The organism is Tangfeifania diversioriginum (assembly GCF_900141875.1).
GTDB lineage: Bacteria > Bacteroidota > Bacteroidia > Bacteroidales > Prolixibacteraceae > Tangfeifania > Tangfeifania diversioriginum.
This window is the reverse complement of sequence record NZ_FQZE01000005.1, coordinates 105,640-129,978: the sequence shown is the minus strand read 5'-3', so window position 1 is coordinate 129,978 and position 24,339 is coordinate 105,640. Positions and strand designations below refer to the sequence as shown.

At 42.3% G+C, this 24,339-nt stretch carries 21 protein-coding genes and 1 tRNA gene; 11 read left to right on the top strand and 11 right to left on the bottom strand.

Annotated features, from left to right (window positions below):
• Nucleotides 1-96 precede the first annotated feature (96 nt).
• The 4 genes from yiaK to BUC07_RS04970 all read left to right on the top strand — a co-directional run bounded on the left by yiaK (nucleotide 97) and on the right by BUC07_RS04970 (nucleotide 4,427).
• Nucleotides 97-1,122, top strand: coding sequence for a 3-dehydro-L-gulonate 2-dehydrogenase (gene yiaK, locus BUC07_RS04985; protein ID WP_175552464.1), 1,026 nt, complete (start codon nucleotides 97-99; stop codon nucleotides 1,120-1,122).
• A 124-nt stretch (nucleotides 1,123-1,246) separates the two neighbouring features.
• Nucleotides 1,247-1,969, top strand: coding sequence for a hypothetical protein (locus BUC07_RS04980; protein ID WP_139279473.1), 723 nt, complete (start codon nucleotides 1,247-1,249; stop codon nucleotides 1,967-1,969).
• 157 nt (nucleotides 1,970-2,126) lie between these two features.
• Nucleotides 2,127-2,507, top strand: coding sequence for a BlaI/MecI/CopY family transcriptional regulator (locus BUC07_RS04975; protein WP_073166454.1), 381 nt, complete (start codon nucleotides 2,127-2,129; stop codon nucleotides 2,505-2,507).
• Nucleotides 2,508-2,510: 3 nt separating this feature from the next.
• The gene (locus BUC07_RS04970) at nucleotides 2,511-4,427 is read left to right on the top strand and encodes a carboxypeptidase-like regulatory domain-containing protein (protein WP_073166451.1); all 1,917 of its coding nucleotides are present in this window, start codon (nucleotides 2,511-2,513) and stop codon (nucleotides 4,425-4,427) included.
• 83 nt (nucleotides 4,428-4,510) lie between these two features.
• On the opposite strand, the gene BUC07_RS04965 is transcribed toward BUC07_RS04970, so the two are convergent.
• The 7 genes from BUC07_RS04965 to BUC07_RS04935 all read right to left on the bottom strand — a co-directional run bounded on the left by BUC07_RS04965 (nucleotide 4,511) and on the right by BUC07_RS04935 (nucleotide 10,648).
• Nucleotides 4,511-5,380, bottom strand: a complete 870-nt coding sequence (locus BUC07_RS04965; protein ID WP_073166448.1) for a sugar phosphate isomerase/epimerase family protein — start codon at nucleotides 5,378-5,380, stop codon at nucleotides 4,511-4,513.
• A 26-nt stretch (nucleotides 5,381-5,406) separates the two neighbouring features.
• On the bottom strand, nucleotides 5,407-6,453 hold the full coding sequence (locus BUC07_RS04960) for a DUF6807 domain-containing protein (protein ID WP_083578099.1): 1,047 nt from the start codon (nucleotides 6,451-6,453) through the stop codon (nucleotides 5,407-5,409).
• 106 nt (nucleotides 6,454-6,559) lie between these two features.
• A complete protein-coding gene (locus BUC07_RS04955) occupies nucleotides 6,560-7,897 on the bottom strand; it encodes a Gfo/Idh/MocA family protein (protein WP_073166441.1) in 1,338 nt (445 codons plus the stop codon).
• 531 nt (nucleotides 7,898-8,428) lie between these two features.
• The gene (gene murQ, locus BUC07_RS04950) at nucleotides 8,429-9,244 is read right to left on the bottom strand and encodes an N-acetylmuramic acid 6-phosphate etherase (RefSeq protein WP_073166438.1); all 816 of its coding nucleotides are present in this window, start codon (nucleotides 9,242-9,244) and stop codon (nucleotides 8,429-8,431) included.
• Nucleotides 9,237-10,088: a hypothetical protein gene (locus BUC07_RS04945; protein ID WP_073166435.1), complete on the bottom strand. Its 852-nt coding sequence runs from the start codon at nucleotides 10,086-10,088 to the stop codon at nucleotides 9,237-9,239. The genes murQ and BUC07_RS04945 overlap by 8 nt, the downstream gene beginning before the upstream one ends.
• A gap of 4 nt (nucleotides 10,089-10,092) precedes the next feature.
• On the bottom strand, nucleotides 10,093-10,413 hold the full coding sequence (locus BUC07_RS21595; RefSeq protein ID WP_073166432.1) for a type II toxin-antitoxin system RelE/ParE family toxin: 321 nt from the start codon (nucleotides 10,411-10,413) through the stop codon (nucleotides 10,093-10,095).
• Nucleotides 10,403-10,648 (bottom strand): hypothetical protein, encoded by a 246-nt coding sequence (locus BUC07_RS04935; protein WP_073166429.1) that lies wholly within the window; start codon nucleotides 10,646-10,648, stop codon nucleotides 10,403-10,405. Before BUC07_RS04935 ends, BUC07_RS21595 begins: the two co-directional genes overlap by 11 nt.
• 130 nt (nucleotides 10,649-10,778) lie before the next feature.
• Between BUC07_RS04935 and BUC07_RS04930 the strand changes: the two genes are divergently transcribed.
• Nucleotides 10,779-12,296 (top strand): glycoside hydrolase family 10-like protein, encoded by a 1,518-nt coding sequence (locus tag BUC07_RS04930; RefSeq protein ID WP_073166629.1) that lies wholly within the window; start codon nucleotides 10,779-10,781, stop codon nucleotides 12,294-12,296.
• A gap of 69 nt (nucleotides 12,297-12,365) precedes the next feature.
• A tRNA-Lys gene (locus BUC07_RS04925) sits at nucleotides 12,366-12,438 on the top strand.
• An 84-nt stretch (nucleotides 12,439-12,522) separates the two neighbouring features.
• Here the strand turns inward: BUC07_RS04925 and BUC07_RS04920 are convergent.
• On the bottom strand, nucleotides 12,523-13,518 hold the full coding sequence (locus BUC07_RS04920) for an aldo/keto reductase (protein ID WP_073166426.1): 996 nt from the start codon (nucleotides 13,516-13,518) through the stop codon (nucleotides 12,523-12,525).
• Between the two features lie 192 nt (nucleotides 13,519-13,710).
• On the opposite strand from BUC07_RS04920, the gene BUC07_RS21095 reads away from it, so the two are divergent.
• The 3 genes from BUC07_RS21095 to BUC07_RS04905 all read left to right on the top strand — a co-directional run bounded on the left by BUC07_RS21095 (nucleotide 13,711) and on the right by BUC07_RS04905 (nucleotide 18,588).
• Nucleotides 13,711-15,147 carry a glycosyltransferase family 2 protein gene (locus BUC07_RS21095; protein ID WP_073166423.1) on the top strand — a complete coding sequence of 479 codons (1,437 nt, stop codon included), beginning with the start codon at nucleotides 13,711-13,713 and terminating at the stop codon, nucleotides 15,145-15,147.
• Between the two features lie 33 nt (nucleotides 15,148-15,180).
• Complete coding sequence (locus BUC07_RS21090; RefSeq protein WP_217652648.1) at nucleotides 15,181-16,203, top strand: DUF4922 domain-containing protein; 1,023 nt, start codon at nucleotides 15,181-15,183, stop codon at nucleotides 16,201-16,203.
• A gap of 126 nt (nucleotides 16,204-16,329) precedes the next feature.
• Nucleotides 16,330-18,588 carry an ATP-binding protein gene (locus BUC07_RS04905; protein ID WP_073166420.1) on the top strand — a complete coding sequence of 753 codons (2,259 nt, stop codon included), beginning with the start codon at nucleotides 16,330-16,332 and terminating at the stop codon, nucleotides 18,586-18,588.
• Between the two features lie 38 nt (nucleotides 18,589-18,626).
• On the opposite strand, the gene BUC07_RS04900 is transcribed toward BUC07_RS04905, so the two are convergent.
• The 3 genes from BUC07_RS04900 to BUC07_RS04890 form a co-directional block, all read right to left on the bottom strand.
• The gene (locus BUC07_RS04900) at nucleotides 18,627-19,736 is read right to left on the bottom strand and encodes a PSP1 domain-containing protein (RefSeq protein ID WP_073166417.1); all 1,110 of its coding nucleotides are present in this window, start codon (nucleotides 19,734-19,736) and stop codon (nucleotides 18,627-18,629) included.
• 119 nt (nucleotides 19,737-19,855) lie between these two features.
• Nucleotides 19,856-20,413 carry a hypothetical protein gene (locus BUC07_RS04895; RefSeq protein WP_073166414.1) on the bottom strand — a complete coding sequence of 186 codons (558 nt, stop codon included), beginning with the start codon at nucleotides 20,411-20,413 and terminating at the stop codon, nucleotides 19,856-19,858.
• Nucleotides 20,414-20,492: 79 nt separating this feature from the next.
• Nucleotides 20,493-21,407: a DMT family transporter gene (locus tag BUC07_RS04890; protein ID WP_073166411.1), complete on the bottom strand. Its 915-nt coding sequence runs from the start codon at nucleotides 21,405-21,407 to the stop codon at nucleotides 20,493-20,495.
• Nucleotides 21,408-21,585: 178 nt separating this feature from the next.
• Between BUC07_RS04890 and pgi the strand changes: the two genes are divergently transcribed.
• Together pgi and BUC07_RS04880 are read left to right on the top strand one after the other, a co-directional pair.
• Nucleotides 21,586-23,235, top strand: a complete 1,650-nt coding sequence (pgi, locus tag BUC07_RS04885; RefSeq protein ID WP_073166408.1) for a glucose-6-phosphate isomerase — start codon at nucleotides 21,586-21,588, stop codon at nucleotides 23,233-23,235.
• A gap of 432 nt (nucleotides 23,236-23,667) precedes the next feature.
• Nucleotides 23,668-24,339, top strand: coding sequence for a YiaD family glycine zipper/OmpA-like lipoprotein (locus BUC07_RS04880; RefSeq protein WP_073166406.1), 672 nt, complete (start codon nucleotides 23,668-23,670; stop codon nucleotides 24,337-24,339).

Genomic DNA, 24,339 nt, shown 5'->3' with positions numbered 1-24,339 from the left:
ATATGTGATGATGAAGAATTTCAGCGAAAAAAAAATATTTCCAACAATCCTTCCAGTTGGAAGGATGATAAATTTTCCGGATAAAAAAAGAAAAGCATGGAATCAATTCGCGTACATTTTGAGGAAATGAAAACCACATTCAGCCAAATTCTGCTCAAGCATAATTTCACGGAAATAAATGCCGGAAAATGTGCGGAGGTTTTCGCCGGCAACAGTTTAGAGGGCGTTTATTCGCACGGTGTTTACCGCTTTCCACGGTTTGTGGATTACCTGCAAAAAGGTTACGTAAAACCGGATGCCGAACCTGAACTGGTTCACTCTGCCGGAGCCCTCGAGCAGTGGAATGGAAACCTCGGTCCCGGAATTTTAAATGCCGGATTTTGCACCGACCGTGCTATGAAAATTGCGGCAGAAAATGGAATTGGCTGTGTTTCCATTGCCAACACCAACCATTGGATGCGTGGCGGGACATACGGCTGGCAGGCGGCTAAAAACGATTTTGTTTTTATTGGCTGGACCAACACCGAAGCAAACATGCCGGCATGGGGCGCCAAAAACAGCCGGTTGGGAAACAACCCGCTGGTTTTTGCGGTGCCTTACAAAAATGAAGCAATCGTGCTCGATTTTGCCATGACCCAGTTTTCGTATGGAAAAATGGAAGCGACCGAACTGGGAAACAGCGAACTGCCTTTCCCGGGTGGATTCGACAAAGATGGCAAACTCACCTCCAGTCCTTCGGAAATTCTGGAAACAAGACGGGCGCTTCCCATCGGCTACTGGAAAGGTGCCGGACTTTCACTTTTGTTGGATATTTTGGCAACCATTTTATCGGCAGGGCGTTCAACAAAAGAGCTCAGTGAACTGGAAGCTGAATATGGAGTTTCGCAGGTCTTTATTGCCATCGATACAAAAAAACTCAGCAATTTCCCGGCAATTCAAAGTACCATTTCAGCAATCATCGAAGATTTAAAAAATTCAGTTCCCGATGAAACCCACTCAGAAATCCGATATCCCGGCGAAAGAGTACTTCAAACCCGAAAAGAAAACCTGGAACTTGGAATTCCGGTAATTCATAAAATTTGGAAAGAAATTTTAGTTCTGACGCAACCCAACCTGGATTGACAACATCTTAACCCGAAAGATTAAAAATAATCGGATCCGGAAAAGAGTTTCCTGGTTCTATTGAACTTTTCTTTTTACTAATTTTGAAAACTAAAATTGAAGTTAAATAATCAAAGCAATTAAAATGAGAACAACACGATTAGGTAAAATTTTATTGATGGCATTTGCCCTGCCATTTGTTTTTTGGGCATGCGACGATGATGATGCCCCCCTGGAGTTTGAGGTTTATGCCGACGCTTTTGTGATGAAAAAAGTAATTGACAACGAAGTTAAATACGGAGTTTCTTACTTTGCTTACGGCAACAAAAGCATTTCGTCGGCAACAGTAACACCACCTGCAGGCGAGCCATTTGAACTGGTGGTATCGGAAGAATCCGCCTTCACGTTCCTGAAAGAAACTTCGGAAGAAGAGTTTGTAAGCAGTTTACCTCAGAATGGCAGCTACTTGTTTGACGTGGAAAGCAAAGATGGCGAAACTGTCCAGGTAACTGAAGTGGTTGAGAACGGCACTCTCGAAATTCCTGTAATTACAGAAACTACCTACCACAGCGAAGATGCAACAATGACTGTTGAGTGGGAAGAATCAGAAAATGCCGATGGTTTTGTGGTCAGGTTATTAGATGATGAGGGCAAAGTTAAATTTTTAAGCTATGCACTTAACCCAACAGTCGATGAGTTTAATATTAATTCAAGTTCAGGAAGCTGGGCAAATCAGGCCTACTCCGGTGATGAATTGACGCTGCAACTCCAGGCTTTTACTTACGAAGCGGACGTGCCGCAGGAAGAGCTCGTTTACAGCATTAAAGAAATTTCGGTTGCAGAAACCCAGGTTACCTGGGGACAATAAATAATTTCTACAAAAATTAAAATACCATAATGCCATGACTGTCAGGTTGTGGCATTTATTTTCCTGCGCCCTACTAAAAAAATAGTAATAATTTTATAAAAATAGTTTTACTTCTAAATAATTAGTACTATATTTGTAGTAGAAAAAAATACTATCAATGAAAACACTTACAAAAGCTGAAGAGCAAATCATGCAAATCCTCTGGAATTTAAAAGAGGGGGTTGTAAAAGATGTGGTGGAGCGGTTTGAAGAGCCACGGCCCGCCTACACAACGGTTGCCACAGTATTGAAAGTGCTCGAAAACAAGGAATTTGTTTCGTGCCGGAAGATCGGTAATACCAATCTTTTTTCTCCGGCAATCAGTAAAAAGGAGTATGCGCGTAACCGGTTCAGTTTATTTCTGCAGGATTATTTCGGTGGTTCTTTTCCGAAACTGGCCACTTTTTTTGCCAAAGAAAATAACCTGAGTATGGAAGAATTGGAGGAGATGATGCGTATAACGGAAAAAGAGCTTAAAAAAGACAACGAAAAAGAGTAAGCCATGGAAACACTTTTTGAATTTCTGCTAAAAGCTTCGGCCGGAATCGCACTTTTTTACCTTGTTTACTGGGTATTTCTGCGACACGAAACATTTCACGCAGCCAATCGCTGGTTTTTGTTATCGGCTTTGTTGCTGTCTGTTTTGTTGCCGTTGTTCCCTGTGCATTATGCGGTAATGATTGAAGCACCTGAACGAACAACTGTTTTTCAGGCCATGGGGGAAACTTTTAAAAATGCCCGGTCAGTTTCCGGCAGTTCAGCACAAAATTCCGTATCGCTAACCTGGCAACAAATAGTTTTGGCCATTTATTTAACCGGCACCTTTTTGTTTTTCGTGCGGCTTTTGGGGCAAACCATTTTGCTGGTGCGGCTACTTCTGAAGCACAAAATCAAATCCATGAATGGAATCCGTATTGTGGAGAACGAAAAATACGGATTGCCTTTCTCTTTTTTTAACATCGTTTTCATCAATCCGAAATTTCATAAACAGGAAGAACTGCCGGAAATTCTGACTCACGAAAAAGTGCACATTCGTGAAAATCACTGGTTCGACCTGCTGATTACAGAACTGTTAACAGTCATCTTTTGGTTCAATCCATTTATATGGTTTTTTGAACATTCCATTAAACAAAACCATGAGTACCTCGCCGACAAAGGTGTTCTTGCGCAGGGACACAGCACCGGCCGGTACCAGGCATTATTAGTAAACCAGTTGATGGGCTTTCAGGTGTTTGGTGTTACCAACAACCTGAATTTTGCACTCAACAAAAACCGATTAAAAATGATGACAAAAAAGAGAACACCCCGGGTACTCGGGATCAAATTTGTGTGGGCGTTGCCTGCACTTGCACTGCTGCTTTTTGCCTTTGCCGAACCACGATACAAAGTGGTGTCAACTGAAACTGAAAATCCAACTTCTACGAAACAAATAAGTGACAATGAACATGTAATCAGAGGAAAGGTTATCAGACAAAAAAACGAAAAACCACTTCAAAATGCCACAGTAATTATAAAAGGAACGACTGTGGGTACAATTACCGATGAAAAGGGTGAATTTTTACTAACCAATCCAAATCCTGAGACAGAGCCTGAATCCGGAGAATTAATTACCGAACTTGAAATTTCAAATGTGGGATATGAAACGATAGTGGGGCAAGTCGGGTTAACTGCCAAAGGTTCTGTGGAGGAAACGTATTCCATAACAGGATTCACCGGCAAAAATAACTCAGTTTATCCTTCGGTAGAAAACAGCAGTTATGTTTTTAGAGTCCGGGAGGGCGATGTTACTCAGAAGAAAAATCAGATTAAAGGGAAAGTTGTGAATGAAAACGGAGAACCGATTCACGGGGTTTCAATTGTTATTAGAGGAACCACAAACGGTACAGTCAGCAATGAAGATGGTGAATTTGAACTTTCAGCTTCAGAAGATCAACAGGTTATTTTTTCATTTGTGGGAAAAGAGACGGTTGAGGTGGAAGTTTCTTCGTTTAATCCTGCTACGAAACAGGAAATTACGCTGAATGAAGGCGTTTTTCAAATCATTCCGAAAAAACACTTTAAGGAAGAAATGCCGCCGCCACCTCCACCTCCACCGTTGCCATTAAAGGATAACGATGAGGAAGTGTTTTTTGTGGTGGAAGATATTCCCAAATACCCCGGTGGGTTTTACGCACTCGGCCAATATGTAGAGGAAATGCAGAAAAAATTTGCGAAATCTGATAACATAAGTGGAAAGGCAGTGGTTGGTTTCACTGTTTCAGCAACCGGGAAAGTGACTGATATTAAAATTGTGGAACAGGATAACGAGGATGTTGGATGGGCAGCTGCCGCCATTGCAACCAACATGAAAGACTGGAAACCCGGCATGCAGCGCGGAAAACCTGTTCCGGTGAAAATGACCTTGCCGGTAGAATTCTGAAGATTACACAAAAAAGGTGCGCAAAATATTGTTGCTATTTTATGCACCTTTTTTGGTCGTTTAACATCTGCCAAAAAATGGAATTATGAGACCATGTCAAAAAACAACTTCTTTTGCTCTTTCATTGCACTGATTCTGTCTTCTGGAGATGTTCTCGCTTCGAGCAATATCCAGCCCTCATAATTCATATCTGAAAACAGGTTCATGAGTTTTTGGTAAGGATAATCCCCGACATTCAGTTCGCGGATATGAACAGTGTCGCCAAACCATTTTTTCACTGAATTAAAGTTGGCTTCCAGGCCCGGAGGCAGTAAATCCTGATCATTGCAGTTCCAGCAAATTTTCACACTGTCTTCTGTTACCTGATCAAAAATCGCCTTCATATTTGGCAATTGCTGGGTTAATTTACCGTGTACTTCAACACGAATAAGCTGGCCCATATCGCTGGCGGCTTTTCCGCATTCGTTTAACGAGGCTGCAATCTGGGCAATTGTTTTTTCTTTGGGAACCTCAGGCGGCAATCCATTTGGTTTTACCTTGATCCCTGTTGCCCCGATATCCTTGCAAAGTTTCAGGTATTCAATTGTGCCTTTAATGTTCTCTTTAACTTTACTTTGATCAACATTGTGATACTCGAAGTTCGATCCGTATCCCACGCAGGTAACCGGGCTGTCGGCAAACCGTTTTTTAACCTCTGAGCGTTCACTTTTACTGAGCGAAGTCTCCACTCCATGCGCATGCTGGGTGCGCAATTCAACGCCAAGCAACCCGGTTTTTTCACAGTTGGTAATCAGAGTAGGTAAATCCCAGTCTCTTCCCCACTGGTAGGTTACCAGCCCCAGCTGCATTTTTGATTTCTTTTGCATTGAAAATGCAGACAAAGGATTAAGCAATGTTAAACCTGTGCCGGCCACCAGGCTTTTTTGTATAAAACTTCTTCTTGAATGATCCATTTTACTGATTTTAAATTCTTTAAATCTCACATTGAAGCATATTCATCGGCCAGTTCATTGATTTTTTCATCAGAGAGCTCGCCGGAAGCAACTACAAATCTGTATTTAAAAGTTGTAGTTTCCCCCTCGGTTAAACTGAAATTCAGTTCATTTTCGCCATCAGAAAATATTTTCTGACCGAGCGTATTAGCTGCGAATAATCCATAGCCACGAGCATGCCAGTAGGTTGGATACCCCACATTTGACGGGTGATCGATAATAACAAGTGCCACTTTCTCGCCGTTAATTTCGCTCGAAAGCTTCATCCACCTGGCCCTGGTTCCCCAAACTTCAGCTCCCTCAATTCCTTCAGAGCTTCTGTAATCTCCTTTTACTTTGGAATTATCCATCTCCTTCACTTCCGTAATATTGCCATGCGAGTCCATAAGTTTTGTGGGACTATCCGAGGGAAGCTCTAGTTCGCGTGCCACGCGGATGGCAAACATTCCTTCTTTGTTATCGGTAAATTTTACTTCATCTATTACAGCTTCCAATGTAGTAGTTCTGTCGATAATACGAATATTTTCATCTTTCTGGCTGAATGTAAAATTGGTCTCTTCATCCAGCATTTTTGTACCATCCGGAGCCTTCCATTCGTTTTCAACAACCAGTTCGGCTTTGTTTTTGCCACTTTCCGCTTTTTCAACCGATGTGTGATAAATCCGCCCGTAATCACTTTTCCTCTCTTCCGGGATTGCTTCGGAATTGTTCCAGAAATCAAGTCCGTTCACATCTCCATAGTTCAACCAAACGCCCACATGATGCGGATGATCGGTTCGGTCGCCCGCTTTATTTTCCATTGGGTAACTCCGGGTAAGAATGTTCCCGGCAGGTGAAACTACCGGCCAAAGCACCGGTTTCATAATATTGTCGGGGTAGATATAAGAAGTAAAAAGTTGTCCATCAAATAAAACATCCACTTTTTTATCCGACTCGCTTACTTTTAATTCAATTTGCTGATTATTTCCACACTGGCAAAACAGGATTGTTGTGAAAATCATTGCGATAGTAATAAGTCTATTTCTGAAATTCATTCTTTTATACATTATTTGTGGTAAAAAAAGTTTGGAAAAGAAGCATTTGACACAACCGCTCAGCCATCATATAAATGCTTCTTTTATAATTAAAAGCATTCCCAGGTTACACTTTATTGGGAACAACATAGTTGGCGCGGTAGTTCCTGGTAAGCATTTGATCAGCTTCCGGATCATTGACAAATTTTTCCGCTTTGGGATCGAAGTTTAAGACTTTACCCAACCGGTAAGCAATATTGCCGAGATGCGCCAATCCGGAAGAAAGGTGTGCTGTTTCAGCCGGGGCATTCAAAATACTCGCATCGTGCTTGCGCACAGCTTCAATAAAGTTGGCAAAATGTCCGTCGGTTCCTCCGGCGCCTCTTTCCATTCCGGTGGCTTCTTGTTCTCCGTCGTCACCCGAAATTCCAGGCTCCCGGTCTCTTCCCAAATAGGTTTTAAACTTGCTGTATCCATCAACTACAAGGATGCCTTTTTCGCCGTAAAAAATATTGCCCACGGTAACACCCTGCTCAGTGTTTGTTGCCCACGGCCTCACTTCAAACTGGATAATTTTGTTCTCTTCAGGATAATTGTAAACAGATGTAAGCACTTCAGGTACTTCCTTTGCATCGTCCCAAAGGAATTTACCTCCCATGGATGTAATTTCAGTGGGCAATCCCACATCCAGTCCCCACATACATAAATCAGTTTCATGAATTCCCTGGTTCCCCACATCGCCGTTTCCGTAATCCCAGTGCCAGTGCCAGTTATAATGAACCAGGTTTTCAGTGAACGGACGTTTGGGTGCTGGTCCGGTCCATAAATCATAATCCAGGCCTTCCGGGACCGGTGAAAACCCCTTGTCGCCAATACTGGGACGCCAGCGAAATACTAATCCGCGTGCCATGTAAACCCTGCCAATATAACCTTCGCGAAGGAGCTGAATGGCCTGATTAACTGCCGGAGAGCTTCTTAGCTGAACTCCATGCTGCACAATTCTGTCATATTTCTGGGCAGCTTCCACCATTTTTCGTCCTTCCCAAATGTTATGCGAACCGGGTTTTTCGACGTAGGCATCTTTTCCAGTCTGGCAGGCCCAGATAACTGACAATGAATGCCAGTGGTTTGGTGATGCAATACTCACCACATCAATGTCTTTGTCGTCCATAACTCGTCGAAGATCTTGCTCCAGATTTACATCCTGGTCGTAAGTCTCTTTGAAGTCATCTTTTCGTGTTTTTAAAATATTCATGTCCGGATCGCAAAGTGTTGTGACCTGAACATTATTCTGCTTCATTAAACCTGAAACATGACTTTTCCCGCGGCCATTGAGGCCTAATACCGCGGCATTAATCCGATCGTTTGCACCAAATACTTTTGCAGAGATGAAAGTTGGAGCAACAATTGCTCCCGTACCTGCAACAGCAGATTTTTTGATAAATTTTCTTCTTGTTTCTTTCATTTTTTATTGGTTTTATATTGTTAAATTTAATAAGCTACACAATTAAGTAAGCCAGGTACTATTTCTTGATACATATAATCCAGGTATTCATTATCCATAATTATAAATTTTATTAGGCTATTTCTTTTACGTGGTTTTATCCAGTATTAATTTCTAAAAATTTTAATGACTGAATTTAAAAATATATAGATCTTTTCGATTGCCGTGTACGTTACCGGAAAAATACAACATTAATAATTGTAATAAAAATAAAAATTCATGTTATAAATCAGATTTGTGTTTAAAGTGGGGTTATAGCGATTTAGACAAAAAAGAAAAGGCTGTCTTTTGACAGCCTTTTTGTCCCTTTCGGGACTTAACCTAAACCAACTAAACCTAATAAACCACAAACTTGCAAAGATGCAAGCGAGATGATTTTTCTTAAATATTTTCGTTCTGTTTTTTGAACTTAGGGATACTTCCCTCTTGTTTTATCAGATGCAAAGATATCAATTTTTTTAACCTGAATAATTTTCCTTTGTTAAAGGAGGGTTATTTTTTCTTTTTCCCAATCGCTTCCAAAACATTATTTACCGATCCATGTATAAGTAGCAATCTGCGGGCTTTCTTTTCATTGTAACCCAGTTCTTCCATAATCATCCGGGTTCCACGCTCCACCAGTTTTTGGTTGGTTAACTGCATGTTAACCATCCGGTTGCCTTTCACACGGCCCATTTGTATCATCAGGGTGGTGGTAATCATGTTCAGGATTAATTTTTGTGCTGTTCCCGATTTCATGCGCGTGCTGCCTGTAACAAATTCAGGCCCCACAACCGCTTCAATGGGGATATCAACATTTTGTGAGAGCCCCGACCCCGGATTGCTGGTAATGCATCCCGTAAGGATTCCGTGTTTACGGGCATTTTTAACGGCACCTATCACAAATGGAGTTCGTCCCGAAGCTGCAATTCCAACAACCGTGTCCAATTCACCAATATTGTATTTTTTCAATTCTTCCCACGACAGGTTTTCATCATCTTCAGCCGCCTCAATGGCTTTCCGGATGGCTTGGTCGCCGCCGGCAATCAGCCCGATTACAATGTCGTAGCCAACGCCGAAAGTTGGTGGTATTTCCGAGGCATCCAAAATCCCCAGCCGCCCGCTGGTGCCCGCACCAACATAAAACAAGCGGCCACCTTTTTTCATCTTGGGTACTATTTGGGTGACCAGTTTTTCGATTTGCGGAATGTTTTTTTCAACAGCAGGAAGCACTTTTTTGTCTTCGTTATGAATACCTTCCAGCAACTCGCGAACACTCATTTTTTCGAGGTTGTCATATGGCGAACTCGATTCAGTTATGCTATTCATCTTTAGAATTTTGTAAATGGTAGTGCAGCAAATTTAGCAAGGGTTCTTTAATTATGGTTCCGGGGGTGATATTTTTTTCATCAAGCACCTCCAGCAGTTGTTCCTGGAAATGAAAGGCAATTGAACCCACAAAGCAAACCGAAAGTTGCTGGTAGCCTTTGTACTTAGCTACATTTCGGGTGATAAAATCATCAAATGCATTCCTGACAATTTCGTCGCAGTATTCTTCTTCGATATTTTCTTTCAGAAAAGGTACAAACCCGGCAAGGAAACGGTTGGGCTTTTCTTCTTTGTAAACACTTTTCAGAAAATTGGCATATTGAAGTGGAAATTTTTCTTTGAATTTTGCCGAGAGATTCCGGGGCATGATTCCTTTTAAATAGTCGCCTACCAACTTGCGGCCTAAAACGGCACCACTTCCTTCGTCGCCCAAAATAAATCCCAAAGGAGGAACGTGTGCCACAATTGCTTTTCCGTTGTAAAGGCAAGAGTTGGAGCCGGTTCCTAAAATGCAGGCAATTCCGCTTTTGGCACCAAGCGTCGAACGGGCAGCAGCCAGCAAATCGCTTTCCACTTCAAGTGCGGCACCGGGAAAGAGTTGGGAGAGCGCATTTTTTATCACGTCGGCTTTCTCCTCATTTACCACTCCGGCACCGTAAAAATACACGGTGCTAATTTCCTTTTTTAATTTTGGCAGGAGATCTTTTCTGAGCTCGGCTACAATGTCTTCCGTTGTCCTGAAAAAAGGATTAATTCCATTTGTTGAATAGAATTTTCCAGTGTTATCTGAATCAGAAACACACCAGCTTGTTTTGGTGGAACCGCTGTCTGCAATTAATAGCATTTGTCTATTCTTTTGTCTCGAACAAAATTCTGAGATTATTGGGGTTTTGCCTCGTGTCAAAAATTCTCACAATCTCAACCCTCTCATTTTTCACCCTGTAATAAATGGTGTTTTGCTTTGTTAAAACGCATCTTCGTATTCTTTTTTTGAAAGAAAAAATTGGGTATTGTTTCGGATTTATTGCTATTTGGGTTACCATTTTTTCCGTATGAAAAAGAAACCTGGAAGTAATCGCAATCCCCCAACGAAACATCAGATAGTCTAAAATATTTTCCAGATCTTCTTTTGCTTCCGGCGACCAGATTATCTTCTTTTTAAATTCCATACTTTTTTTTCAGTTCTTCCATAACCATATCATGGTCGAGGCCTTTGTTCTGGTCTAACTGGTTGATTCCCAATTCAATTCCGGCTTTTTGGATTTCAGTAAGATTATCCCAATTTTCTGACTCCACTTTTCCATTGATGAAATTCATTACTATGCCGTATAATTCTTTAACATTTTTGTTGTCAAGAGAATCTATTTCTTTAATTAGCTTTATTTTAATGTTTGTTGTGTCCATAACTGTATATTTTACTCAAAAATAGAACTTAATGAGCAATACTCAAAGTAGATTTCTGAATTTTTCAATGGCTGCTTTAAGCTGTATTTTAAAATAAATATCTTTGTTTGAACCAAAAGAAAAACTCGAAATGAAGTATATTCTGTCGCTGATTGTTGTTTTTGTTTTATGCTTATCAGTTTATTCGCAGCCGTTTTATCCAAAACACGAATTCCGTGCAGTTTGGGTGGCCACGGTGGTAAACATCGACTGGCCATCGGAACCCGGACTTTCAACCGAAGGACAGAAACGTGAGGCAATTGAAATTTTGAATATGCACCAGCGCTTGGGCATGAATGCCGTTATTTTGCAGGTACGTCCGGCAGCCGATGCTTTTTACCCGTCGGAACTGGAGCCGTGGACACGTTACCTGACCGGCGTGCCCGGAAAAGCACCCGACCCATTTTACGATCCGCTGCAATTCTGGATTGAGGAGAGCCACAAACGCGGCATGGAACTGCACGCCTGGCTGAACCCGTTCCGGGTGGCTCAGAATGCTGATCAGCCGCTGGCTGCTAACCACATCGCGTTCGATCACCCGGAGTGGATTTTGAAGTATGGCAATTTATTGTACTTCGACCCGGGATTGCCCGAAACCCGCGAATTTGTGGCCGAAGTGGTAAAAGATATTGTGGCCCGCTACGATGTGGATGCCATCCATTTCGACGATTATTTCTATCCGTATCCGTTGGAAGAAGAATTTCCCGACACCGCTTCGTTTGCCCGCTACAACCGCGGATTTTTCCCGGAAAACAAAGCCGACTGGCGCCGCGAAAATGTGGACATCATCATAAAAAAACTGAACGAAACCATTAAAGCCACCAAGCCGTGGGTCAAATTTGGCATCAGCCCGTTTGGTGTTTGGCGAAACAAATCCGACGACCCACTGGGATCCGATACCCGCGCGGGAGCTACTAACTACGACGATTTGTATGCCAATATTATTAAATGGCAGGAAATGGGGTGGATTGATTACACCCTGCCACAACTTTACTGGCAGATTGGGCATCCGCTGGTCGATTTTAAATTACTCTGCCGCTGGTGGAGGAACCATGCCTATGGCCGTGCTATGTACATTGGCCATGGCGTTTATAAGAGCAATGTGAACTCAAATGTACCAGAATGGACCCAGCCCGGTGAACTCCCGGCTCAAGTCAGGTATTTGCGTACCATTCCCGAAATTGGCGGATCTGCTTTTTACAGCAGCAAGCATTTCAAACGTAACCTGCAGGGATTTCAGGATAGCCTGACCTTCGATTTGTACCAGCGTCCGGCAATTGTGCCACCAATGCGGTGGATCGACAATCAACCGCCGGCTCCTGTGGCAAAATTCAAAAAACGCTGGTGGAAAGGGATAAAATGGGAAACTGCGGAAGCTCAAAATGAAATGGATAAACCGTGGCGTTATGTAATTTATATAAATGAAAAAGAAACCCGCTTCGATTCCTCCAATCCGGATTTTATCTATACCATTATTCCCGCCAAAGACGACAAATTTAAATTCGGGCGGATCAATGAAGATAAAAAGGAATATGAGGTGCGTATGTCGGTGCTCGACCGGCTGAACAACGAAAGTGAGCTGAGTGAACCGGTGATTTTAAAACTCTAATAAGATTGAAAACGAAATGCATTTAAAAAATTGATTTCTAAAACCAATCAGCTAAATTTGCAGCTTTTGCGGCTTGTAGCTCAGTTGGCAGAGCAGCTGACTCTTAATCAGCGGGTCCAGGGTTCGAGCCCCTGCAAGCCGACAACAAAAAAGGCAACAACCGGATGGCTGGCTGCTGCCTTTTTTTAAAATGCAATTCACTTGCAGTTTATGACTTCACTGATTTTTACAAATTCAACCTTAGTTTATCCAGTTCTTCAGTAATAAATACCAGTTCCTGTTCTGTTAAATCAATATCCATTGCTTTGGCATTCTGAACCGCCTGCTTTGGATTGCGTGCCCCGGCCAGAGCAATGGTAATTCCCGGCTGCTCAACTGTCCAGCGAAGCACTAACTGCGCCAGCGTAGCATTTTTATCGTTGGCCAGCACTTTTATTTTTTCCAGGAATTCATTCGTTTTTTCAATGTTTTCGTCGGTAAAATATGGAAGGCCTGCCCGGTGGTCACCTTCTCCAAATTGATACCCCGGTTTCATTTTGCCGGTAAGCAAGCCACGCTCGAGCGGGCTGTAAGCCAGTATCGACTGGTTGTTTTCAATAGCATGCGGAACAACTTCTTTCTCAATATCGCGTTTCACCATGCTGTAGGGTACCTGGTTGGAAACAAGGTCAACATATCTTGACGCTTCTTCCATCTGTGCGGCATTATAATTACAGACGCCGGCATACCTCACTTTTCCCTCTTTTATCAGTTTATTCACTGCTTCCATCGTTTCCTGGATTGGCGTAGTGGAATCGGGCCAGTGAACCTGATACAAATCGATGTAATCGGTACCCAGTCGTCGCAAACTGTCTTCGCACTCTTTCACAACGCTCTCTTTGCCGGCATACTTGTAAATTTCAATATCTTTTCCACTATTATTTTTACTGTGAAAGGCAAAATCGCCTTTCTTTACATCCCAGCGCATTCCGTATTTGGTGAGAATCTGAACTTTGTCGCGCGAAATATCTTTAATGGCTTCACCTACAATTTCTTCGCTGGTGCCTTGTCCGTAAATCGGGGCAGTATCGATGGATGTCACGCCCAATTCGTATGCTGCTTTAATGGCGTTCACCGAATCGTTCTGTTCGGTACCACCCCACATCCAGCCACCGGCAGCCCATGCGCCAAATGTAATGGTTGATAATTCCAAATCTGATTTTCCAATTTTTCTGTAATCCATGTTTTGTAACTTTAAGTTAATTTTTGGTATGAATTCGTTTTCTTGTTAATTTGGACAAATGTGCCGCAAAAATGTTTTAAGTTCCCGGCGTTTTTTGGTTCTTTTTTGCCATATCAAATTTATACCTTTGTTAGGGATTTCACAAGATTGTTGGCCATTTTCAATCAGTATTAAAAACTCAATTTTTCAAAAATGAAAGAAAAAATAAATTGCTTTATTGCTTATACAAACAGCACGGAAACGCTTAATACTGTCAATCAACTGCTCAATTCGGGATTAACCAACCAGGTGTTTGTGTTATCGCCCGATGAAGTTAAAATTGAGAATGTACAAACACTGATTTGTGAACAACCGCTGTCAACCGCAGCCATGAAAATAATTGCTGAAAAAAGTTCAACAACCTATTCATTGATTGCCCTGCAGAATACACGCCTGGGAGTTGGCCCGTTTGCCCTGGAGCGGATGGTACAGGTGGCAGAAAATACCGGCTCGCCAATGGTTTATTCCGATTATTTTGAAATAACAAACGGGGCACTGTCGGCCCATCCGGTTATCGATTATCAGTCGGGCAGTTTGCGTGACGATTTTAATTTCGGTCCGGTGCAACTGTTTCGCAGCGATGTGTTGAAATCGTTCGAAGAAGACAGTTTTCAACAGGCTGGCTATTATGCACTGCGGTTGCATGCCTCGCGACTGGGAGAACTCACCCGGATTCCCGAATTTCTTTTCACGATGGAAGAAACCGACACGCGGAAAACGGGCAAAAAACAGTTCGATTACGTAAGCGGAAATGCCCGCGACAAACAAATTGAAATGGAAAAAGCCTGCACGGCACATCTCAAAAAAATTGGCGGTTTGCTGCGGCCACCGTTTAAGGAAATCGATTTTTCGAAAACAGATTTTCCCGTAGAAGCGTCGGTGGTAATTCCGGTAAGGAACCGCGTAAAAACCATTAAAGATGCTGTGGAGTCAGTGCTCATTCAAAAAACAAATTTCAACTTTAATATAATTGTTGTGGATAACCACTCCACCGACGGCACAACGGAAATTCTTCACGATTTTGCCCGTGGCGGAAAACTGATTCATGTTGTTCCCGGGCGGATTGACCTGGGAATTGGCGGTTGCTGGAACGAAGCTGTGTTTCATGAAAAGTGCGGAAAATTTGCCGTTCAGTTAGACAGCGACGATTTGTATGCATCAGAAAACACCCTTCAAAAAATTGTGGATAAGTTCCATGAAGAAAAATGTGCCATGGTGATTGGCAGTTATCAAATGACCAATTTTGATTTGGAAGAGCTGCCTCCCGGAATAATTGACCACAACGAATGGACCGACGACAATGGCCCCAACAATGCTTTGCGGATTAACGGACTGGGCGCACCACGTGCATTTTATACACCGGTACTGAGAACTATCAGAGTTCCGAACGTGAGTTACGGGGAAGATTACGCGGTTGGACTGGCCATTTCGCGGGAATACAAAATAGGGCGGATTTACGAACCGGGTTACCTGTGCCGCCGCTGGGAGGACAATACCGATGCATCGCTCGATATTGAAAAGCAGAATACGCACAACTTGTATAAAGATCGTATTCGTACTTTTGAACTAAAAGCAAGGTTGAAAAAGTAAAGCAGATAATTAAACCCGGAGCTTTCAATACAAATGAACTTGGTAAATCAAAAAATAATAACTGCTCAAGAACTTTCCGGTTTCGGCCTGGTTGAAAACCTGAACGATCAGGCCATTGCACTGGTTAAACAGCAGCAAAAAAAATGGGATTTGGCCCGAAAAAATTACCAGGCACTTACTGGCATGCAAACCAAAAAATTCAATTTTGGCCATTTTAAAATTGTTGTACAGCACAATCCCGGACGCATCCGGTCGTCGGCCGCCAAAACCGATGCAAAAAGTATTGCCGAAAGGCCATGTTTCCTGTGTTATGAGAATTTACCGGCTGTGCAAAAAGGAATTTCTTTCCAGGAAAACTACCTGATTTTGGTCAACCCCTTTCCCATTTTTCCGGTGCACCTCACCATTCCTCATCGGAGCCACACTCCCCAGCGAATTCAGAACTTTTTCCCGGATATGTTGAAACTGAACCGCGACCTGTCCGGATTTACACTTTTTTACAATGGACCGAAATGTGGCGCCTCGGCACCCGACCATTTTCATTTTCAGGCCGGGAACACCGGATTTCTACCTATTGAGGAGGAGTTTGAACTGCTCGAAAACCAATTTGCGGATATTATTTTCAGAAATAGCAAAATTACTGTAGTTGCAGTTGAAAACTATTTACGCAGATTTGTTTCACTTCGCTCATCAGACCTTGAGGAGCTGACAGCTGTTTTCAATGTTATTTTTGAATTGTTGCCGGCAAAGGGCGAACCGGAACCAATGCTGAACATTCTCTGTAATTACCAACAAAATGAATGGCGGGTTGTAATTTTCCCGCGCGAAAAGCAGCGGCCTTCCCATTTTTTCGAAACCGGTGAGAAGCAAATTGTGGTTAGTCCCGCATCGGTTGAGCTATGCGGTGTGCTCATTCTCCCCCGCAACGAGGATTTCAGGAAGATAACCCAAAATACACTGAATGAAATCTTTGACGAAGTTACCCTCTCCAAATATGATTTTAAACACTGGACAGAAAATGTGAAAGATAATCTAAAAAGTAATATGTATTATTAAAACAGCCATATTATTTACTGATTTTCAACGAACTTAGCGACTTTCACCCCGAAATCTCAAAATAATTTTATATTTGCAGCGAGCATTTGAAAAACAATTTACAAACCCGGGAAACAATTTTTGAAGATGAGAGCAGAAAATATACTGGAGGCACTCCCCTTGCATTTTTATGTCATTGATTTAAAACAAAAGAAAATTCTCCAAACCAACGATCCTAACGTTCAGCCCGAAAACGGAACCTGTTTCACACAGCTTTTCAACAAGGAATTGCCATGCCAGGTTATCAACGGACAGTGCTTATGCGAGCAGGTGATTGCGAATGGTGCCCAAAACAGGTTTCTTATGGAGATGGGGGAAAAGAACAATAAAAAGTTTTTCAGGGCCGATGTGAAAAATATTGGAGAGGATCGGGTGGTGGCCACCTATTCTGATATTACCGCCGAAACAATTGCTGCCAAAGAGATGAAAATAAACAATCGGCGGCTACAGCGGGCAGAAAAACTGACTTTTCTGGGATCATGGGAAATTGATTTGGATACAAAAATGATTTACGGAACGGAAGGTGCCCGTACTATTTATGGCGTAAAAAACAGAACTATTTCATTGGATGGATTAATTGAAATTCTGCTTCCGGAATACCGCAAGCCTATACTAAATGAACTTTCCAAACTGGTTGAAGGGAAAGGAAATTTCAATGTAAATTTCAAAATTAAAAGGCCCGACAATGGAGAAATAAGAAATATTCATGCCATTGCAGAATACCGCGAAAGCAAGAATATGGTTTTTGGGGTAAGCCACGATATTACCGAGCAGTTGAAAACTGAAAAAGAGGTGAATGAAATGAACCTGCTGTTCAGCACGCTAATTGATAATATTCCGGATGCGATTTACATGAAAGACACAAATTACCGTAAAATTATTGCCAACAAGGCCGATGTAATAAACTGCGGAGCCCGAAGTGTTGATGATATAATAGGAAAAACGGACGATGAGTTGTACCCCAAAGAAATTGCTGAAAAATACAACGAAGACGACAGGCAGGTTATTGAGCATGGAAAGGCGGTTGTCAACCGTGAAGAGATGCTTCCGGGAAATCCTAACCGCTGGATTTTAACCACCAAGGTGCCGCTGAAAAAAAGCGATGGAGAGGTTACCGGTTTAGTGGGAATAGGACATGACATTACCCTCCGTAAAAAAATGGTTGAAGAACTGGAGGAAGCCAGGAAAAAAGCAGAGGAGAGCGACAGGCTTAAATCACTGTTCCTGGCAAACATGAGCCACGAAATTCGCACCCCGTTAAATGCCATTCTTGGTTTCTCTAATATAATTTGTTCCGGCAACATTGAGCCAAATGACTTAAACTACTTCGGGAAAATCATCGAAAACTCAGGACAGCGCCTCACTGCTGTTATCGATGATATTATCGATATTTCGTTAATCCAGTCGAACCAGCTCAAAATCGACTATTCAACTTTCGACATTAATGAACTGTTGCAGGAATTGCACGTGGTTTACAAAACGCAGAAGGCTGATAAATTGTCAAAAATCGATTTAAAACTAAAATTGTGCCTGAATGAAGAATCCTGCATGGTAAGATCAGATAAAAACAGGTTATACCAGATTTTTAAAAACCTGCTCGACAATGCCTTTAAATTTACCGAAGAGGGTTTTATCGAATTGGGATGTTTGGTTTCCAACGGTGAAATTGTATTATTCGTTAAAGATTCGGGTGTAGGAATTGACCCGAAAAAAGCAACTATTATTTTTGAACCTTTCCGCCAGGTGGAAGAAGGCATTTCAAGGAAACACGAAGGCTCAGGACTTGGCCTTGCCATAATCTCGGGAATAACCGAGCGGCTTGGCGGCAAGGCGTGGGTGAACTCTGAACCCGGCAAAGGTTCAGCCTTTTATGTGTCTGTCCCGCGAAATTTTAAAGATGAAAAAACTTCGGCAGAAAATGGTAAACTTTCGAACAAAGCTGCAGGGGAAAATGGCAAAGAAAAAATCAGTACTTCTGCTAAAACTATTGTTTCATTTGAAGACGACCCCGCAAGTATTGAATACCTGAAAAGTGTAATAAAAATCCTGGGCTTCAAACATGTTAACTTTATGGATGCCAATGAAGGCATCGGGTACCTGAAAAATAACATTGCTGATTTAGTCCTCATGGATGTTCAGTTGCCCGGCATGAATGGCTACGATGCAACCCGGATTATTAAAACAGAGTTTCCAAACCTTCCGGTAATTATTCAAACAGCCTATGCCATGAAAGGCGACAGGGATAAAGCATTCCAGGCAGGTTGCGACGATTATCTTGCAAAGCCGGTTTTGCTGAAAGATTTTAAGGAAAAAATCAACAAATTTATCGACCAAAGCATAAATTGAAGGGCTTGCTCTTGATTATATAACTTGAGAAATCCCAGTTATTGCTTCTGGATTTTTGCTTTTGGCCGGTAATTCTTTCTTTTATTCCGCCTTTTTTTCCTTTTGTTTTTCCCTTTTTTCTCAAAACGATCAATACGTCCGGTGTTTACAGGTTCCCAGCCGGGCTCTTTTGCCTGTGTTGAACCCTGAGGTAAAATTTCGGGTTTTTCCCCTTTTTTGTTTTTCTGGATAATATCCTTCACCTCTTTCAGTGTCAGCTTAAAATTGCCGGATGGTGTGTTACCGCCTGTGGTGTACCAAATCTCTTTTTTCAGATAATCAGTATTTATGGGTTTGGCAACACCGGCAGCGGTTTCCAGCTCAAGCAGTTGTTTTGGGAACTCTTTTCGTGCTTCAATGTAAACATCCAGCTCGTAAAGCAGGCAGCATTTTAGTTTTCCGCAGGCTCCGGCCATTTTTTGTGCCGATGGCGAAAGACCCTGTGTTTGTGCGGCTTCAGAGGTAATACTGGAAAAGTCAGTACGCCAGCTCGAGCAGCAAAGTTCACGTCCGCACGAGCCAATTCCCCCAACCAGTCCGGCCTCCTGCCGGGCACCAATCTGCTTCATTTCCACTTTAATATTGAACTCACGTGCGTAGTCCTTTATCAGCTCCCTGAAATCGACCCGTCCATCGGCAATGTAGTAGAAAATGGCTTTTTTGCCATCGCCCCTAAATTCCACATCGCCCACTTTCATGTCCAATCCATGGTCACCTGCAACCTGGCGTGCACGAATCAAAGTAGGTTTTTCCCTGCTTCGGGCGGCTTCCAGCATTTCGAGGTCGTTTTCGCTGGCTCTCCTGTAAATGGGATTCAGTGTGAAACGTTTCGGGTTTTTTATTTTGCGGTGAAACTGTTTTTCTGCAAGGTAGCCGGTCAGGGTAACTTCGCCGGTATCGTGCCCCGGCGAGGTGGCCACCACCACTTTATCACCTCTTTTTAATGCCAGTTTATCAGTATTTTTATAAAAATCTCTTCGTGTCGATTTAAACTTTACTTCAACAATATCCGTTTCAGATGCCGTGTCGGGCAAATCATTCAGCCAGTCGTATGCATCGCCGGGCCTGTCGGAAATTGAATTATTAAATGAACATCCTGAACAACTCATAATCTTCCCTTCTTAAATAATTCCGTGCGCAAAGATCAAAAAAAAGATTGAAATGTCCTTAAATAAATAAGTTTTTTCTGAATTGATTGGCTTTGAAGGTTAAAATGGCAATACTGTGTTCAATTTTTATCGCCTTCCTTAAAATACACCGGCTCAATTGTTTTCCAGTCCGATTCATTAAAACTTTCCAGGCAAGTGGCAATTACTTCGCGAATACGTTGTTCATGCGTTTTGGTCACATTCAGGGCGGGTTTTTCAACAAACGCCTCGGACTCGTACAGTCTTCCCACACTTCCGTCTTTTTCCCTCAGAAATTCCAATTTGATATCTGCTGTTCCTGTTATTGGCACTCCCATAGTTTCTGAAACATGCAAATAGTTAACATACATTACAACCGGAACACCTGAAAAATCCTGCCTGAAATTTTCTTTCAAAAAATTGTAAATAGCGGGTTCGAGGCCATCTTTAAACCGGGCCGGCACTTTATCTTTTTTGAATACGCCCTTTTGGGCAAACCCAATGCTGTCTTTATTTGAACGGCTATCTGTCACCCGCTTTATATAGAATCCATCCGCCTCAAATTCAATGGGTTCATCATTCAACTCAATTAATTCTTCCTGAGCCAGGAGCATGCTGTGCAATCCGAAAAGAAGTAGAAAAAAAAGAGTAATTCTCATAATAATTTTGAATTTAATTCATTGCTAAAAATATTCAGAATAAAAACTTCTGCTGAGTTAAAACGTGAAATTTTCGTTTTTATTTACCACGCCTCAGGTTGAATACTCCGGCCTGGCCGAGTGTCATTACCAAAACTCCGGCAACTGTTATCAATCCGCCCACAAACTGGTGTGGAAGCGGAAACGAACCGAAAACAAGGTAAGCGCCCAGCAATACAAAAATACCTTTCAGGCTTTGCACCACCGACGACCGCGAAGCATTTATGTAGCTAAATGAGTAATACACTGTAAGAACAGCCAAAAATGGCCCGAGCGCAGCACCCACTGCAATGTTTTTCAATGCCGAAACGGGAATGACAAACGATTTTCCATAAACAAAAATCATTATAAACGAAAATACCAGCAGCCAAACAGAGCGGTTCAGGCCCAGCAATTCGGGACTCAGTTTCCGCACATTCGTCTTTACAACGAGTGAGGCTGTGGTAGCAAAAAAAGCGTTCAGCACAACAATTCCGGTGCCGGGAATGAAAAGTTTTTCAAGTGAAGTTTCACCGGTGTAGCTAATTACGAATGCGCCAACCAGGGCCAAAACTGCCCCGCCGGTTTCAACCGGCCCGAACTTTTCGCCCAAAACCACTACCCCGCCAACTGCCAGCATCACCGGGAAAAGGTTTCCCAAAAACGAGGTTACTGCCGGATCGGGGATTATATTGATGGAGAGAAAAAAGGTTGTGGTAGTGAAAATTTCGAGAAACCCGAGCGTGATTAAAATATGCACCTGGCGTTTGGTGAGGCTATAAAGTTGTTTTAATTTATTGTTCCAAAATGCATACCCCAAACTTAAAACCGTGCTGATAAAAAACCAGTAAACCCCAAACTGTGCAAGGTGAACTTCATTTAAGGCCGCTTTGCTGAAAATGTAAACATTCGAAAATGCAATTGTTGCCAGAATGGCGAAAAAATACCCCTTAAATGCGTCTGACCTCTTTACCATTTTTAATTTACTAATTGTGGACAAAAGTATAAAAAAACGGCTTGCCTGTTATTAAGCAATAATTAAGGATTCCTGCTCAAATGCTGTGATTTTTATTAAAGCATTATCTTTGTCTTATAACTATTAAGCAGTTGGTTCATTTAAACGAAACCTCCTGCTTTTAAAAATTTCAAAAACTATGTTACCAAAAATAAATCCGACTACTACCGGCGCATGGAAAAAGCTGGAAGAATATTATGAAACCTTCAGCGAAACACACATTAAAAATCTTTTTGAAAACGACAGCAACCGCTTTGAAAAGTATTCACTGAAATTCGAAGATATTTTGGTGGATTACTCAAAAAACTGTTTGGACGATACGGCTAAAGCGGCTTTGATTGAGTTAGCCGGCGAGTGTGGACTGAAAAATGCCATCGAAAGCATGTTTTCGGGTGAAAAAATAAATGCCACTGAAAACCGTGCAGTGTTGCACGTAGCCCTGCGCAACCGCAGCAATTCACCAATAATAGTTGATGGCGAGGATGTAATGCCCGAGGTGAATGCAGTGCTCGATCAAATGAAAGATTTTTCTGAAAAAGTGATTTCGGGTGAATGGAAAGGTTACACCGGAAAACCGATTACCGACGTGGTAAATATTGGCATTGGCGGTTCCGACCTTGGCCCTCTGATGGTAACCGAGGCATTGAAGCCCTACAAAAACCATCTCAACCTGCATTTTGTGTCGAACGTGGACGGAACACACATTGCCGAAACACTTAAAGAAGTGAATCCGGAAACCACCCTGTTTATCGTGGCTTCCAAAACGTTTACCACCCAGGAAACCATGACCAACGCCAACTCGGCACGCAGCTGGTTTTTAGATTCAGCAAAAAATGAAAATTTCATTAAAAGCCATTTTGTAGCCGTTTCGACCAATAAAGAAGAAGTGGCAAAATTTGGCATCGACACCAAAAACATGTTCCGTTTTTGGAACTGGGTGGGCGGCCGTTATTCGCTCTGGTCGGCCATCGGGCTTTCCATTGTTTTGGGTATTGGATTTGAAAACTACATTCAGCTTTTGGAAGGCGCTCATGCCATGGATAATCATTTCCGCAATACGGAATTCGACAAAAATATCCCGGTCATTTTGGCATTAATTGGCATTTGGTACAACAATTTTTACGGCGCCGAAACCGAGGCCATTTTGCCTTACGACCAGTACATGCACCGTTTTGCTGCCTATTTCCAGCAGGGAAACATGGAAAGTAACGGAAAATATGTGGACCGAAACGGAAAACAGGTGGATTACCAGACCGGCCCAATCATCTGGGGCGAACCGGGAACCAACGGACAACACGCTTTTTATCAGCTGATTCACCAGGGAACCAAACTGATTCCTTGTGATTTTATTGCACCGGCTGTGAGCCACAACCCAATTAGCGACCACCATCCGAAACTACTGGCCAACTTTTTTGCCCAAACCGAAGCCATGATGGTAGGCAAAACTAAAGAACAGGTGAAAGCCGAGCTTAAAGCAGCAGGAAAAACGGACGAGGAAATTGAATCACTGCTGCCTTTTAAAGTTTTCCAGGGAAATATTCCTACCAATTCTATTCTTGTGAAAAAATTGACGCCCCGCACGTTGGGTTCGCTTATTGCCATGTACGAACACAAAATTTTTGTTCAGGGAGTAATCTGGAACATTTACAGTTTCGACCAGTGGGGCGTTGAGCTGGGCAAACAACTGGCCAAAACGATTCTTCCCGAGCTGGAAGGCAGCGAACCGGTTACCGGACACGATGACTCCACGAATGGATTGATAAATGCATATAAAGAAATGCGGAAATAAAAACACAGAAGTTCCCTATTGACAGATTATTCTGAGTGTTCTCTCAAAATTTTTATTGGGTGAACACTCAGAATGGTGCCAACGCGATCAATTTAAACATACACTTGATTCCTTTGAAGGAAATTTTACACATTTCAATCCCCCTAAAACCTACAAATTGATAAAAAATTATCATTTTGATAGTTCATAATGTCAGCCTATTCATCTTTGCCATTAAACCCAAAAATTAACAAAACAAATACAACAAAATGACATTCAAAAAATTACATTATTGAGCATTTGACAGAAAGCAGACAACTGCTTTTTCAACACGATTTTTGGAATCCTTTTTGAACTTTAGACGTTAACATTCCAGGATTTCATAGTTATTGGTTAGAAATTATGAAATCTGGAATTAGTAATGACGTAAAAAAACAAATACATTAATTAATTATGCAAAAGCTCAGACTTAGTTTAGTGATGATGTTTAGCGCTGCCTTGATTTTTGGCGGTTGTGCTTCGTGGAATAAAACGCAAAAAGGTGCGGCAGTTGGCACTGCAGCCGGTGGCGCTGCCGGTGCAATTGTTGGTAAAGCATCAGGAAATACAGCCCTTGGGGCAATTATCGGAGCCGCAGCCGGTGGTGCAACCGGTGCAGTTATTGGCCGGCAAATGGATAAACAGGCCGAAGAAATAAAAAACACAGTACCCGATGCACAGGTAGAACGCGTGGGAGAAGGAATTGTAGTTGAATTCAACAGCAAAATCCTGTTTGGTTTCGACCAATCAAATCTTTCGGCTGACGCAAGAAACAATCTCGACAAACTGGTAGTTGTATTGAACAATTACCCGGACACCAACATTGAAATTCAGGGACATACTGACAGCACCGGTTCAGAATCCTACAACCAAAGATTATCAGAACAACGCGCCGGTTCAGTTTCCGACTATTTGGTTCAAAACGGAATTTCAAATCGGCGAATTACCGAGATTGGCATGGGGGAATTGTATCCGAAATATACCAACGATACAGAGGAAGGACGAGCCCAAAACCGCAGGGTTGACTTTTTAATTACTGCCAACGAAAAAATGAAAGCTGAGGCAGAACAAGAAGCTGGCAGCTAA